General features: G+C 33.4%; 10 protein-coding genes. 4 read left to right on the top strand and 6 right to left on the bottom strand.

Annotation, left to right across the window (positions count from 1 at the left end; translation table 11 throughout):
- The first annotated feature begins 29 nt into the window (after positions 1 to 29).
- On the top strand, positions 30 to 896 hold the full coding sequence (locus tag EKH84_RS20020) for an aldose 1-epimerase family protein (RefSeq protein ID WP_127067652.1): 867 nt from the start codon (positions 30 to 32) through the stop codon (positions 894 to 896).
- 418 nt (positions 897 to 1,314) lie between these two features.
- On the top strand, positions 1,315 to 5,511 hold the full coding sequence (locus tag EKH84_RS20015; protein WP_127067651.1) for a X2-like carbohydrate binding domain-containing protein: 4,197 nt from the start codon (positions 1,315 to 1,317) through the stop codon (positions 5,509 to 5,511).
- Positions 5,512 to 5,575: 64 nt separating this feature from the next.
- Here the strand turns inward: EKH84_RS20015 and EKH84_RS20010 are convergent, their stop codons facing one another.
- Positions 5,576 to 6,442, bottom strand: coding sequence for an ROK family protein (locus tag EKH84_RS20010; protein WP_127067650.1), 867 nt, complete (start codon positions 6,440 to 6,442; stop codon positions 5,576 to 5,578).
- A 288-nt stretch (positions 6,443 to 6,730) separates the two neighbouring features.
- On the opposite strand from EKH84_RS20010, the gene glmM reads away from it, so the two are divergent.
- Complete coding sequence (glmM, locus tag EKH84_RS20005) at positions 6,731 to 8,083, top strand: phosphoglucosamine mutase (protein ID WP_127067649.1); 1,353 nt, start codon at positions 6,731 to 6,733, stop codon at positions 8,081 to 8,083.
- 207 nt (positions 8,084 to 8,290) lie between these two features.
- Here the strand turns inward: glmM and EKH84_RS20000 are convergent, their stop codons facing one another.
- Genes EKH84_RS20000 through EKH84_RS19985 form a run of 4 tightly spaced genes read right to left on the bottom strand, consistent with a single transcriptional unit; the run spans position 8,291 to position 13,111 of the window.
- Positions 8,291 to 9,688: a DUF4340 domain-containing protein gene (locus tag EKH84_RS20000; protein WP_127067648.1), complete on the bottom strand. Its 1,398-nt coding sequence runs from the start codon at positions 9,686 to 9,688 to the stop codon at positions 8,291 to 8,293.
- Positions 9,688 to 11,124, bottom strand: a complete 1,437-nt coding sequence (locus EKH84_RS19995) for a GldG family protein (RefSeq protein WP_127067647.1) — start codon at positions 11,122 to 11,124, stop codon at positions 9,688 to 9,690. Before EKH84_RS19995 ends, EKH84_RS20000 begins: the two co-directional genes overlap by 1 nt.
- A gap of 12 nt (positions 11,125 to 11,136) precedes the next feature.
- Positions 11,137 to 12,000, bottom strand: coding sequence for an ABC transporter permease (locus tag EKH84_RS19990; RefSeq protein ID WP_127067646.1), 864 nt, complete (start codon positions 11,998 to 12,000; stop codon positions 11,137 to 11,139).
- Entirely contained in the window at positions 11,981 to 13,111 is a 1,131-nt protein-coding gene (locus EKH84_RS19985) for an ABC transporter ATP-binding protein (protein ID WP_410496131.1), read from the bottom strand. Before EKH84_RS19985 ends, EKH84_RS19990 begins: the two co-directional genes overlap by 20 nt.
- A 257-nt stretch (positions 13,112 to 13,368) precedes the next feature.
- Between EKH84_RS19985 and EKH84_RS19980 the strand changes: the two genes are divergently transcribed.
- Complete coding sequence (locus tag EKH84_RS19980) at positions 13,369 to 13,680, top strand: DUF3892 domain-containing protein (protein ID WP_013658317.1); 312 nt, start codon at positions 13,369 to 13,371, stop codon at positions 13,678 to 13,680.
- Between the two features lie 146 nt (positions 13,681 to 13,826).
- On the opposite strand, the gene EKH84_RS19975 is transcribed toward EKH84_RS19980, so the two are convergent.
- On the bottom strand, positions 13,827 to 14,351 hold the full coding sequence (locus EKH84_RS19975; RefSeq protein ID WP_127067645.1) for a DUF6512 family protein: 525 nt from the start codon (positions 14,349 to 14,351) through the stop codon (positions 13,827 to 13,829).
- Positions 14,352 to 14,690: the final 339 nt, after the last annotated feature.

Raw genomic sequence — 14,690 nt, 5'->3', positions numbered from 1 at the left:
AGTTGACCTGTAACAAAAGGAGAGTAACCATGATCTATCAAATTAAAAATAATGACTTAGAAATTACGTTATCAGATAGTGGTGCAGAAATGATAAAGGTATGTTCAAAGGAAGGCTGTGACTATCTCTGGCATGGGGATGCTAAGTATTGGAATCGCCATGCGCCTGTGTTGTTTCCTATAGTAGGAAAGGTAGTAGGGGGAAGTTATATTCATCAAGGGCATACATATCAGCTTTCACAACATGGATTTGCTAGAGACTCAGTTTTTAAAGTAGAAGAAAAGATGGAAAATACTATTAGTTTCATATTAGAAAGTAATGAAAAAACAAGAGAGCGTTATCCTTTTGAATTTAGCCTCAGAATTCGTTATAGTTTAGAAGGAACACAGCTTCGTATTGGCTATGAAGTTCAAAATAAGGATGAAACAACCATATGCTTTGCTATAGGGGGACACCCAGCTTTTAATTGTCCTCTGTTTGAAGATGAAACGATGGAAGACTACTACTTAGAGTTTGAGATGGCTGAAAAAACTAAATCATTAAAAGTGACAGAAGAAGTCCTCTTGAGTGGAGAAATGGGTTATTTTGAAGCTCAAAGAATACCTCTATCAAGGGAATATTTTAAAAATGGCGTTACTATCTTAACAGAATTAAAAAGTAACTGGATTGCTTTAAAGTCGCATAAAAATTCACATAGTGTAAAAATGAACTTTGAAGGATTTCCGTTTTTGGGAATTTGGTCACCAGAAAAAGGAGCCCCATTTGTATGTATTGAACCTTGGATAGGGCATACAGATTATGTGGATGCAAGTAATGTATTAATGAATAAGAAAGATTTTATCCACCTTAATAGGAAAGAAAGCTTTAAATGTATGTATAGTTTAAAATTTGAATAAGATTAGAAAGAATATGCTAAAATTGGTTGAATCAAACTAATTTTAGCATATTTTTTTATTAATTAAGTGTTAGAAATATTAATTGAAAAAGTAGTATATGCCTAAGGATGAAAATAATTTAGCAAAGCTGTTTAATGTTATAATGTAATACATAAATAAAAAACACATAATGTGTAATAAAATGTGTAATTATGAACAAAAGAAATGAAAATTAAACTTTAAAATGCTAAAATCATCAAAATGTTAAGTTGATATAAACTTAATATTTTAATTAAATAAACAAGAGGAGGGAGTTCTTTAGGGATAAGAATTGCAACAAGTATGACTACATAGCATATTAAACTAACACATGAGATGTACTTATATGATGAAATAGCTAGAAATAAAGGGATGTTAAAAAACATTAAGGAGGAGAATCATGAAAAAGAGTATTTCGGTTATATTGTCCTTAATTCTTACTATATTTTTTTCGATTCCCACAAGTGTATTTGCTGAAGCCGGAATGGAAAGAAGTATAGGAAATCAGTTTGTAAAAGCTAACGGTAATCAATTTGTATTAGACGGCAACCCTTTTTATTATGCTGGTACAAATAATTACTATTTAAATTTTAAGCCTAATAAGGCGGTTGATAATGTTATTGAAGATGCTTCAGATATGGGGCTTAGTGTTATTCGTACTTGGGGACATTTAGACGTAGGGACTCCAACAGGCACACTTAATGATAAAGGTGAAATGACTTTTACTAATAATGTAGATGGTATTGGTAGTAAGGATGGTATTTATTATCAATATTTTGATACTAATTTAAAGAAGCCTGTAGTAAATGAAGGTGAAAATGGCTTACAAAAGCTTGACTATGCCATCTATAAAGCATCACAAGAAAATGTAAAATTGCTTATTACCTTTACGAATAACTGGGAAGCATTCGGCGGAATGGCACAGTATGTGAAGTGGGCTCAATTAGCAGGAGAAAATGTAAATGGTCACGATGATTTTTATACCAATGCTAAGATTAAAGAATGGTATAAAGCGTATGTAAATACTTTACTTAATCGAGTAAATACTTATAGTGGTATAAAGTACAAGGATGACCCAACTATTTTTGCATGGGAATTAGCAAATGAACCAAGAGCAACCTCTGATAGTGGTTGCAAGAAGAATATTTTACTTAACTGGGCAAATGAAATGAGTACCTATGTAAAATCCATAGATAGCAATCATATGGTAGCAGTAGGGGATGAAGGATTTTATAATTTTGGTTATCAAGAGTTTCCACAAGGTGAGTACAAATATGTCTATTATGGTAGTGAGGGAGCAGATTTTAATTCTTTAGTGAGACTGCCTAATATAGATTTTGGTACAGTACATATTTACTGTGATCAATGGGGACTAACTAGTGAACAAGCTAAATTCTGGTTTAAACAGCATGGAGAAGATGCTAAGGCAGCTAATAAACCAGTCATATTAGAGGAGTTTGGATGGAAAGATAGAAATACTAGAAGTCAAATTTACTCTGATTGGTTTAAAGTAGTAGAAGGTGATACTTATCCTGGCATAACTTATGCAGGAACTAATTATTGGATGCTTGCTAGTATTATGGATGATGGTAGTTTATATCCCGATTATGATGGATATACCGTCTATTATCGTGGAGATTCGAACGGAAATCCAACACAAGATACAGCTAATCTTATTATGCAGCACGCACAGCGTATGAAGGCTAAAAACAATGGTAGTATAGAAGATTTAGCTCCTACTCTTAATCCAACAACTATAAATATTGAAAAGGGTAAGGCAGAGGCTAAGTCAATTAATGTAAGCTATAATAACCATCAACTTATAGAAGTTAAGAATGCAGATAAGACATTAGTAAAGGGTACGGATTATACTGTTAATGATAATCAAATTATTTTGCAACCAGCTTATCTAAATACCTTAGCTACAGGCATTAATAACCTAAGTTTCAATTTTGATAATGAATATATGTTATCTGTAGCTGTAGTAGTTAACGATGGAGAAGTTATAGAACCACAAACCCCTACAATAGATAAAACCAGTGCTACAGTAGATTTAGCAAAAGTAGAGGATTTACTAATTACTTTAATGACTAATGGCAATAGTTTAAAAGGTATTACAGCAGGAGGTAAGACCTTAGTTTCAGGCCAAGATTACGCTATTAATGGTAATCAAGTAAGATTTAATCTATCTTTTTTACAAACACTTCAAGTGGGACAAATAGATATCACTTTTGTATTTGAAACAGTTGTATCTCCAGTATTAAAATTAATGGTAGTAAATTCAAATAGTACAGAGGATCCAACGGAAGGGTTTGTTTATGCAGAGGGAGAAAAGTTCTATATTGATGGAGAGCCGTTCTATTTTGCAGGAACTAATGCATATGATTTGTTCACTATTGGAGATAGCTCAAGTAGCAGCACTATAGAAGATATTTGTAACAAATATATGTATCCAAGAGAAATTGAAGCAAGAATTAAAGAGATGGCAGACAATGGTGTTAAAGTAATTCGTACATGGGGATTTTCTAATGAAAGTTGGCATGGATTTGAAACTGCACCAGGAAAATATGTAGAACCACAATTCATGTTATTTGATTATATCATGTACTGTGCAAAGAAATATGATGTAAAAGTAATTATTACTTTAGAAAACTATTGGGAAGCTTACGGTGGCATTAATCAAAAATTACAATGGGCAGGATTAAGTGGTGGCAGTCATAAGGATAAAGCTCAATTCTTTACTAATGATAAGTGCAAACAATGGTATAAGAATTATGCAGAACATTTTATTAATCGTACTAACTATTTTACGGGAGTTAAGTATAAAGATGATCCCACAATTTTTGCATGGGATCTTATGAATGAACCACGTTACCAAGACGTAAGTACTACTGAAAATACTCAAGGTATAACCTTACGTAAATGGGTAGATGAAATGGCTGGATATATTAAATCTTTAGATCCAAATCATATGGTCTCTGTAGGTATTGAAGGACATGAAACACGCTATGGATTTGGCAGTGATGAAGGTAACCCATTTGTATACATACAACAATCACCATATATTGATTTTTGTAGTGCTCATCCATATCCAGATGAATATTGGGCTAGTTTAACACCAGAACAAAATGCTGATTTAATGCGTACATGGATTAAAGATGCTCATGAAGTAGTAGGTAAGCCATTTGTAGTGGGAGAATTTAATGTACATAGTAGTTTAGCGTATGACAAATATGAAGCTTACTGGCGTTCAGTATATGATGTTATTGATGAAGAAGGAGCCGCAGGTGGTCTGTTTTGGGAATTCAATACAAGAAAATTAAGTGATTTCACTGTAATGGCAGGAGATCCAATCCTTAATTATTTTAAAGCTCACTCAGCTAAAATGACAGCTAAAAATACAGGAACAATTAGTGTAGTAAATAGCATTACACCAAGTACAGTAAGCTTTGATAAAGCCGTACCAACAGATGTAATAGTTACCGTTCAATCTACTGGAAATGCAACAATACAAAATATCACTCAAGCTGGTAATAGCTTAGTTGAGGGCAATGATTATGCATATAATAATAATCAAGTTACTTTAAAAGCTAGTTATTTAGCAAAACAAAATGTTGGAGAAATTTCATTAATATTTGATATGAGTGAAGGAAATGCACCTAAACTTTCTATTAGTATAAAAGATACTGCTATTAAAAATAGTGAGGTATTAACTAAACAAATAACAGTAGACCCAACAAACATCCAAGATAGTGCAATTGAAGTAAGCTTTAATGGCAATACATTAGTTGCAATTAAAGCTGGTTCACAAGATCTTAGTACGTCTGCATATGAAGTATCAGGAAATAAGGTGATTTTAAAAGTAAGTTATCTGAGCACATTAGCAAGTGGTAACTATGAAGTAGAACTGGTATTTAGTCAAGGTGATTCATCCAAAGTGACTATCACAGTATTAGATGCAGAAAACCCAGTGCCAAGTGCACCTACAGGATTACAAGCTCAATCAGTTACAGCTACATCTATAGAAGTAGAATGGTCAAAAGCTACTGATGGTACTGTACTTAAAGAGTATCAAGTTTTGGTAGATAATGTTTTAGTAGGGGTATCTCATACCAATACATATATAATTACTAATTTGACACCTGCTACAACTTACTCTATTACCGTAAAGGCAGTAGATTTATCCAATAATGTTTCAGTGGCTAGTGAGGCTCTTAATGTAACAACACAAAAACAAGAAGAGTCAGATGAGATATATGCTTTACCATGGAAATCAGGTATTACATATACTGGTGGAGAAGTAGTGTACTATAATGGAGCTTACTGGAAGTGTCAGTGGTATACTGTAGGCCAAGAACCTGGAAGTAGTCCTGTATGGCAATCATATACACCAGGACCTAATGATAAGCCAGTTAGTATTGAAACGCCCGTACCTGGAGTATATCCAGACTGGAATGCAAGTACTATCTATACTGGTGGCGAGATTGTATATTATGCTAATGACTATTGGAAGTGTAAATGGTGGAATCAAAACACACCTCCTAACACAACAGTGAATGGTACGCCATGGGATTTATACATTAAAGTAAAAGAATAGATTAGATAAAGCCGGAGATTCTATTGGAGAACCTCCGGCTAATTTTATGCTTTACTTAATTTTATTAAATAGAGAGTCGAGCTAATTCTAAACAACCCATAATGCCTTGATTATCATTTAAACCAGCAGGTACGATATAGGTATCTAAATCATCGAGTTCTTTAGTTTGGATGTATCCACCAAGTAGCTCCTTTACTTGCTTTCTAATGAGAGGAAAAAGTTGTGTTTGGTGCATAACACCACCGCCTAATATAATACGCTTTGGAGATAAGATAAGGATATAGTTAACGATAGCTTGTGCTAAATAATAAGCTTCTAACTGCCATACTTTCATTTCGCTTATTAAGTTAATGGCTTTTTGCCCCCAACGTTCTTCAATAGCAGGGCCAGATGCTAAACCTTCTAGACAAGTACCATGATAAGGGCATTTGCCCTTATAAGAATCCTCTGGATGTTTTGCCAACAGAATATGGCCAGCTTCAGGGTGCAGCATACCATGAGCAAGCGAGCCGTTTTGATAAACACCTACACCAATCCCTGTTCCAACTGTGATATAAATGCTAGAATTTAAACCTTTGGCAGAGCCCCAGGTTACTTCTCCTAAAGCGGAAGCATTAACATCAGTATCAAAGCCAATAGGGCAACATAATTCTTTTTTAAAATACCCCACTAAATTGCAATTTGCCCATGCTAATTTTGGGGTAGTAGTGATAAAACCATAGGTAGGAGAAGTCTTATTTAAATCAATAGGACCGAAAGAACCTATACCTAAGGCTTCAATAGGATGCTTTTTAAAATAAGCAGCAATCTTAGTTAAAGTAATTTCAGGAGTATCTGTAGGAATAGAAATCTGTTCAAAAATTTCACCGTTTTCGTTTCCAATGGCACACACCATTTTGGTACCACCTGCTTCTAATGCACCGAATAACATAGTAAATCCCTTACATAGAACTTATAAAATAGGAAAAAATGAAGCGTGTATAGTTTTTATAAGCTTTATGCCCTTTCTTTTTAGATATGTATATCTTTATTTTATCTAAAATAAAGGTAAAGATAAATGGATAAAATAATAAGATAAGAAGGAATATTGTATAAAAGCGTGGTAGAATCCTATAAGTTATGGGCTTGCACAGTATGAAACTGTTGTAAGAAAAGAAAACAAAGTTTATAATGGATAGGTAGTAAAAAAATATCCCTCAAGGAAAGTGAGGCACATTTCATGGGAAAATTATTTGGAACAGATGGTGTTAGAGGAGTAGCTAATACTGAGCTTACAGGAAAATTAGCTTATCAATTAGGTCAAGCTGGAGCTTATGTTTTGACAAAAGAAACTAAAAGACAACCAAAGATTATTGTTGCAAGAGATACACGTATTTCAGGCACAATGTTAGAGGCAGCTTTAGTTGGAGGTATTTGCTCAGTTGGAGCAAAAGCTATTTCTATCGGTGTTGTACCAACTCCTGCAGTAGCTTATCTTGTAAGAGAATTAGGTGCAGATGCAGGTGTTATGATTTCAGCATCTCATAACCCATTAGAGTTTAATGGTATTAAGTTCTTCAATAGTGAAGGCTATAAATTACGTGACGAACTAGAAGATGAAATTGAAAACTTAATCTTAACAAGAAGTGATAATATACCAATGCCTACAGGAGAAAATGTAGGAACTTGGGATATGGATCATTCTGTTATTGAAAAATATATTGACTTTGTATGTAACACCATTCCAGGAGATTTAAAGGGCTTAAAGGTACTTGTGGACTGTGCTAATGGTGCAGCATCGGAGGTAGCACCTATTGCACTTGAAAGATTAGGTGCAGATATTGAGATTATTCATCACAAACCAAATGGTATTAATATCAATAAGCTTTGTGGTTCAACACATATGGGAGATCTTCAAAGTCAGGTAGTTGGTAGAGGTATGCAAGCAGGTATTGCTTTTGATGGTGATGCAGACCGTTGTTTAGCAGTAGATGAAAAAGGTATCATGATTGATGGTGACCAAATCCTCAGCATTGTTGGTTTAGATATGAAAGCTTGTGGCACATTAAAACGTGATACAATTGTAGCTACAGTAATGAGTAATCTTGGTTTTACTATTATGAGTAAAGAAAAAGATATTAATCTTATCCAAACTAGAGTAGGTGACCGCTATGTACTTGAAAAAATGCTTAAGCATGGCTATAACCTAGGAGGAGAACAATCAGGACATGTGATTTTCCTTGATCATAATACAACAGGAGATGGGCTAATTACAGCTATCCAACTTCTTTATGTGATGAAGAAAACAGGTAAACCTTTATCAGAACTCAAAGAATGTATGCAAATCTTCCCTCAAGTATTAGTCAATGCTCATGTGAAAAATGAAAATAAATATGCATACCTTGATGAACCGGAAATTCAAGCAGCTATTGAAGCCCTTGAAGAAAAGTTCAAAGGGGAAGGGCGTGTACTTATTAGACCTTCAGGTACAGAGCCACTTGTACGTGTTATGATTGAAGGTAAAGATAAAGCAGTTATTGAAGAAGAAGCTAAGAAGTTAGCTACCTTTATAGAGGAAAAATGTGGCGAGTAGAGGGCTACCCAAAGGTGAAATTGCAGTAGCCAATACACAAGTAGCCTTATCTTAAAAGTATTAAAGAGGTTACCTCGAAATGACTCTTCAATACAAGATAGATTCTAGCAATTGATTTGCTATATACTATATCTTGTATTTTATAGGAGTTTCGGGGTAACCTCTTTTATTTGTGGGGACATATCTACCTAGAAACTATTTTAGTACTTATTTTAAAGTGGATAAAGCTTCTGTAATAAGCTGTTCTAGGTGAGTAAATTGTTTTAACGAGCAACTTACTGTCATTGTATCATTAAGTGTACTTAATAAGGAGTGATTAGTGTATGAGTAGAAGTTTACGGATTTTGTACTACCATCCTTAAAAGTATAAGTAAAGTAAATGGCCGGCTGATCATTAGCAGGAATGGAAGTGTCTGTAACCAGGGTATCAGCTTTAATATCAATAAGTGCTGTATATAAATCTTTAAACTTACTTTCTTCAATGGCTTTATCATTTAAGGTATAAGCAGCGTTATCTTGGTCCAGTGTGAAGTGATAATCGCCATCAGGTAAATGAAGGTCTACAGCTTTAACTGTATCAATTCCTACTAAAGCAATCCATTTATAAGAAAGTTTAAAAGGATCAAGGCTTTCTAAAAGCGGTGATAAGAAACTGCTATCCATAGCATAAACACTTTTGTCCCCTGTTTTCATAAATGCAATTTTTCCATCATCTAATTCATTACCCCAAATGTAATCTAAGGTGCGTGTAGAAGATTCTTTTGTTGTGTTGTCTGTTTCAGTGACATTAATTATGAGATGCAGCTGTGGGTCATCAAGGCCATAGGGGCTTAGGTCAGTTACACCATCAGCTATAAAGTCTTGTGCTTCAAGAACGGGAAGCTTCTGTACTGATTCTTTGAAGACACTCCCATCTACAGCCACTTGATTAAGTGATGGGGTTGTTAATACATAGTTTGTCATCAAGCTATTTTGCTCCGTGGCTAATGAAATTTGCATTTCATCAATATCACGACCTTTGACAGTTAGGCCTGTAACTTGAGCTGTATCATATTCTTCTAATTTAGTATCTCTAAGGTCATTAATATTACTTACAAAAGAGTTAATGATAAGTGAAGAGACAAGATAGATAGGACTATCTTGAGTGTTTAATTTAACATAGGCATTAGTGGTATCTTGGGTCCTTGTCCCTATTAAAAGTTCTAGTATATTACCATCTTTTAAAGTATAAGTAACGGTTTGAACCGGTTTCTCTAAACCAAAGTCTTGTAAGTTGGACTGATCTACAGAGCGAGAAGCTTCCACTTGAAGGATACGCTCACATTTATAGTTGAGATTTTCTTCATTAATAGGCACTTCTTCATGCCCTTGTAAATGCCACGCTCCTCCTTCAGGAATATAAGTTAAGCTTTGGGTGGCATCAGCAACGGTAATTTCTTTTATATCATCCATCTTTAAGTCAATCACCTTAATGGTAGCTGCAGCCGTACTAGTAGGTTCACTTGTAGAAGCAGGCTCTTGTTTTTTTGATTTAACAAAAAAGAGGGCAGCTATAAGAAGTAGAAAGATAACAAGTGTAAGTACAAGTGTGCGTATTTTTTTCATTATAAATGTCTCCTTTTAACCCAGACTGTGATACCCAAAATAAGAATAACTAATGGAATAACAACCATGGTTAAACCGCCAAAGATAATAAGCTGAGAACTACTTATTGAGCGGAGATTATAATTTTCAAGTGTTTTGGCTTCAATAGCATAGCTGTTATCAATAGAGAATAACCAGCCAAAAGCATTAGTAAGGAATTCTTTATTACCAGTAGAATCTAAAGATACCATTTGATCATCTAAGAAGAATGAATCTGCCATAACGAATAATCTTGTATTAATTGGATTCTGGGCATCTAAAGTATTATTTTCTTCAACAGCACAAGCTAAGATAACAGGACCATTGATATCTCCGTCTTCAAATTCATAAGTACTAGGATTGATATTTTTCTTTAAGTAAGATTGATCTGAGCTAGAAAGAAGAGGTGTTAAGGTAACACCGTTTCGTGCATTGTTTAAATTCTTAATACCTGAAGTAAATGGTACAACGACAGGTAATTTACTTTGTGTTAATGAATTTGTGATGTCATGTGAAACCATAGCAGGTAACAGATAAGTTGGATAAGAGGTTAAGGAATAATTGCTGTCAGTTTCAATGACAACACCTTGCTCATGGGCAATGCCATAATAGCTAAGGAGTTCGTTATAGTTTGTTAGCTCAGGCATATTAGCATCCATAAAAAGCATTGCTTTCCCACCTTGATCCAAGAAATCAGTGAGTTTTTTGATTTCTTCTTGTGTAAAATCTGTGTGAGGTGAAAAGACAAGGACAATGCTATTATCTGGTGAAGGCATTTCAGCAGTTAGTAAGTCTAGTTCTGTCATTGTAAGATTTGCACGTTCAGATGCATCTTTAAGTGCGGTAGGAATAGCGAGTTCATTATGCCCACTTGTATAATAAATCGTACCATCAACATCTGTAGAAACATAACCTAAAGCATTCGTAATAGCATTTTCGATAGTAATACTACTTAAAGTAACGCCGTTAGTATCAGTAGCTGTTGTGCCATATAAGTCAGTTTGAGATAGCACCTTATACTTACCAGTATCTCCATTTTCTATAATGACAGAACCGGCAGCAACAGTACTACTGCTAGTTTTTTTATAAGCATTAGCAAAGGTTGGATAAAGAATAGGGTCCTTATAAGTAACAGTAAGATTGTTATTTAACTTATCATATTTATTTAAAATTTCTTTAAGACCAGCGGTTTCCTTGCCTGTTTCTTCTAAAACATAAATATTAACAGGTGTTTTTAATGCTTTAGTTACTTTTTCTGTATTAGCAGATAAGGAGTAGAGCTTTTCTGCTGTTGTATCTATTTTGAAATTAAGGTCAGTTACAATGACATTAAGTACAATGGTAATAGCAATAACCATTAAGGTAAGTAAAGTAGCATAGCCACCATAGCGTAAATAGTTACTTTTTGTTTTCTTCATTTTATTGTCCTCCTAGCTCCAACGGCGCTTTTCTATAGTCTGATTGGTTAAGAATAAGAAGATAAAGATAAAAGATAAGTAATAGACTATAGCACCAATGTCTAATAAACCGTATGTAAAGTTTTCAAAACGAGAGAAGAGAGAAAACCATTGAAGGATTTTGGTACATAACCCATCAAAGAGACTTCCGTTTAAGTTATAAGTCACAACAACGCCGCATATACCTAAGAGGCCGATGATACCACTAATATAAAAATCTTTAATAGAAAAGTAAATGAATAAAGTAATCAGCACAACGATGATGATTAGAAAAACAAGAGAAGAAATTCTTTGCTTTGGAATAAGTACAGCTAGGCCATCAATAAGCATTAAAAATAAAAAGAGTCCAATAGAAGCAATAGCTGAAATGATTTGATTTTCAGTAAGTGCAGAAATAAACAAGCTGATAGCAATTAAAGTAGCACCTAATAAAAAGTAACCTAAATAGCAGGTCAATATTTTACCTACTGGGATATTTCCAAAGAACATTAATATAGCTGGTTGTACCATTGTAATGATTAAAGTAATAGCAAATAAAGATACAGCAGCAAAATATTTACCAAGTACAATATCTTTCACATGAATTGGACTTGTTAGTAGTAATTGGTCTGTACGATTTTTCTTTTCCTCTGATAAAAGACGCATCGTTACAAGAGGTATGGCGAAAAGTAATAAGCTAGATAAAGCAGCAAGTACATTTGTATAATCACCATAGGAGTTATAGATATTGATTGCAGTAAAATAAAAACCAAAAATTAACAAGAAAAAGGCCATAAAAACATAACCTATTGGAGAAGTAAAGTAGGCTTTAAATTCTTTATCTAGTATGGTCTTCATCAATAGCACCTTCTTTCACTAAATGGGTTGTATCATTTTCTTCGCTATCATTTACGTCTTTGGAGTCCATATCTTTAATGCCGATCTCTTGAGGATTTGTATCTTCATCCATACTACCTTTAGAAGTTTCATCTTGAGCATTTTCGTCTTCAGTAGTACTATTTTCATTTAATTGGTTAGTTACTTTTAAGAAAATATCTTCTAAGGAAATATCTTCAGATTTCATCATAAGTAAAGGCTTATGGTGAGTAACGCATACCTCGAATATTTTTTCTCTAATATCATTTTCACGATTAGAAGAAAGTGATAGCTCCACAGTATTTTCTTCTACAGAATCTAACTCTTTTACCTCTGTAACACCTTCAATAGCACGTAAAGCACTTAAGAATGCTTCATCAGTATTTCTAAGGCGTAAGGTCGTTAGATGATTATGGCTAAATAAGTCCTTTAAGTTTTCAGGGGTATCTAAAGCCACCATATTACCTTTATTAATAATCATAATAGAGTCACATATAGCACTAATTTCGGGTAAGATATGTGAACTTAAAATGATAGTATGTTTTTCACTAAGCTCCTTAATGAGATTTCTCATTTCAATAATTTGCTTTGGATCAAGGCCAACAGTAGGTTCATCTAAAATAAGTACATCAGGTGAGCCGATTAAAGCACTAGCTAATCCTACACGTTGTTTATAACCTTTAGAAAGATTTCTTATAAGACGTCCTTGAACATGGGTGAGTTCAGTACGCTCTAATACTTCGTTGATATGTGTTTTTAAGTCTTTTGAAGGTAATTTTTTGAGCTTGGCAACGAATACAAGATAGTCATTAACGGTCATATCAACATAAAGTGGGGGAAGTTCAGGTAGGTATCCAATATGCTTTTTAGCTTCAATAGGATTTTCTAAAATATCAATACCACTAATTTTAATGGTTCCGCTAGTAGAAGAAAGATACCCTGTAAGCATATTCATTGTTGTAGATTTTCCAGCACCATTAGGACCTAGAAAACCAAGTATTTCTCCTTCTTTGACAGTGAAACTAATATTATTGACGGCAGTATGTTTACCATATTTTTTGACTAAGTTAGTTACTTCAATCAAAGTATTCATCCTCCTTAAATATAGACATATAGTCAAATTATAGTTTATTTTATAATGGTTTTGTGTTGAGTAGGTGAAAATTATAAAAATAAAATATAATATTGAATATTTGTTTGAATATTACTTATTATATCATAAAGAAAAATAGAAATGATTAGATTTATTTGTTTAATATGCATTAAAAATAGTACAAGACTGCAAAAAATAGAATGTATATTAAAAGACTATTTATAAAATAATAAGATACAAGAAGGAGGTATTTTATTATGTCAGAAGAACAAAGTGCAGGCCTTTATTTAGCAAATTTAGCTAACAAGGTAGTATCCGAAGGTGGAGCAAATGCCAAGGCTATTACAAAACGAATTGTAAATAGTGGTGATGTTGTAGGCTATGAATTGGAATCAGGAGAACACATTACTGTAGAACAAGCCATTGAAATGGCTAAAGCAAACGAGCTTAAACATGTAGGGGTTTCAACTTCTAAAGATGGTAGTGAGTACATCCGCTCCTTAGCTGATGGAGATGAATCTAATAATCTAGGGAACTTACCCTCAATTAGTTCTGATAACTTGCAATAATTTGTAGTAAAATAGATTATAATTCATTTACTCATATCATAGGTAGAAGAAGCTGTATATAAAGATAGATGATATAAATCTAAATAGGTTGCATAAACAAGCTGTCTATGTAATAGATAGTCGTCTTTATGCAACCTATTTGAGTACTATGATTTAGCTCCCCAATCTGTAAAAAGGGGAATATCTAAGGGATGATATGTAAAATAGGCAAATAAAAAAATCATACTTATAATGAATAAAAATCCTAATAGGTTATAACAAGGCCCGTAGTCAGGAAGCGTTAATACTTTATAAAAAGTATAACCTGCAATGACACAAGCAATGAGGAAAGAAAGAATATTTAAAATAAAAATAGAGTGCCCCATAATGCCTGAATAAGTGTAAAAGAAGATAATAATAAATAAATTAGCTAATAAAGGTCCTAGGGCAAGGGCAAGCCAATAATTATGAGTTGTATCTTTTAGTAGAGGATAGCAAATAAGACCATAGATTAGCCAGGCATAAAAGGCCAGTTTCAAATGCTCCCACACGCTTTCATTGACAGGAGAAAAAAATCCTACATAATAATTATTTCCGGATAATCCATAAACAAAATGTAATAAGCAGCCTAGAACAAAAGTAAAGATTACCCCAAATATAGCAAAGCTTTTAAGAGAAATAGAAGAATTCATATTAAGCTCCTTTCCATGGCATGGCCAAATTTCCTTTCTATAAATTTATGCAAGGGCCATTAAACTATGCAAAAAAATAAGCGATAGGGGGGCTATCGCTTAATAAATATATTGGGGTTTATGAGATAATTGGAATGGGGAGGAATCATAATTATCTCATAGTTAGTATGACAAAATTTATAAATAATATGCTAAAATAAAACTAGAAAAACTATCCACTTATAAAATAAAAAAGTTGCTTGGTAGATTTTTTATAAAAACATTTAATTATAGATAATAACCTAAATGAGAGAAAGGCTTAGATTCATTTAAAATACATAAATAATATATAAAATTTAC

This window comes from Cellulosilyticum sp. WCF-2 (genome assembly GCF_003990395.1).
GTDB classification, from domain to species: domain Bacteria; phylum Bacillota; class Clostridia; order Lachnospirales; family Cellulosilyticaceae; genus Cellulosilyticum; species Cellulosilyticum lentocellum.
Note: the sequence above shows the minus strand (reverse complement) of the source record. Positions and strands in the feature narration are given on the sequence as shown.

What these genes read in the sequence shown, in the direction of transcription:
- EKH84_RS20020 (WP_127067652.1), top strand. Translation starts at nt 30, where the DNA reads ATGATCTATCAAATTAAAAATAATGACTTAGAAATTACGTTATCAGAT.
- EKH84_RS20015 (WP_127067651.1), top strand. Translation starts at nt 1,315, where the DNA reads ATGAAAAAGAGTATTTCGGTTATATTGTCCTTAATTCTTACTATATTT.
- EKH84_RS20010 (WP_127067650.1), bottom strand. Translation starts at nt 6,442, where the DNA reads ATGTTATTCGGTGCATTAGAAGCAGGTGGTACCAAAATGGTGTGTGCC.
- glmM (WP_127067649.1), top strand. Translation starts at nt 6,731, where the DNA reads ATGGGAAAATTATTTGGAACAGATGGTGTTAGAGGAGTAGCTAATACT.
- EKH84_RS20000 (WP_127067648.1), bottom strand. Translation starts at nt 9,688, where the DNA reads ATGAAAAAAATACGCACACTTGTACTTACACTTGTTATCTTTCTACTT.
- EKH84_RS19995 (WP_127067647.1), bottom strand. Translation starts at nt 11,124, where the DNA reads ATGAAGAAAACAAAAAGTAACTATTTACGCTATGGTGGCTATGCTACT.
- EKH84_RS19990 (WP_127067646.1), bottom strand. Translation starts at nt 12,000, where the DNA reads ATGAAGACCATACTAGATAAAGAATTTAAAGCCTACTTTACTTCTCCA.
- EKH84_RS19985 (WP_410496131.1), bottom strand. Translation starts at nt 13,111, where the DNA reads ATGAATACTTTGATTGAAGTAACTAACTTAGTCAAAAAATATGGTAAA.
- EKH84_RS19980 (WP_013658317.1), top strand. Translation starts at nt 13,369, where the DNA reads ATGTCAGAAGAACAAAGTGCAGGCCTTTATTTAGCAAATTTAGCTAAC.
- EKH84_RS19975 (WP_127067645.1), bottom strand. Translation starts at nt 14,351, where the DNA reads ATGAATTCTTCTATTTCTCTTAAAAGCTTTGCTATATTTGGGGTAATC.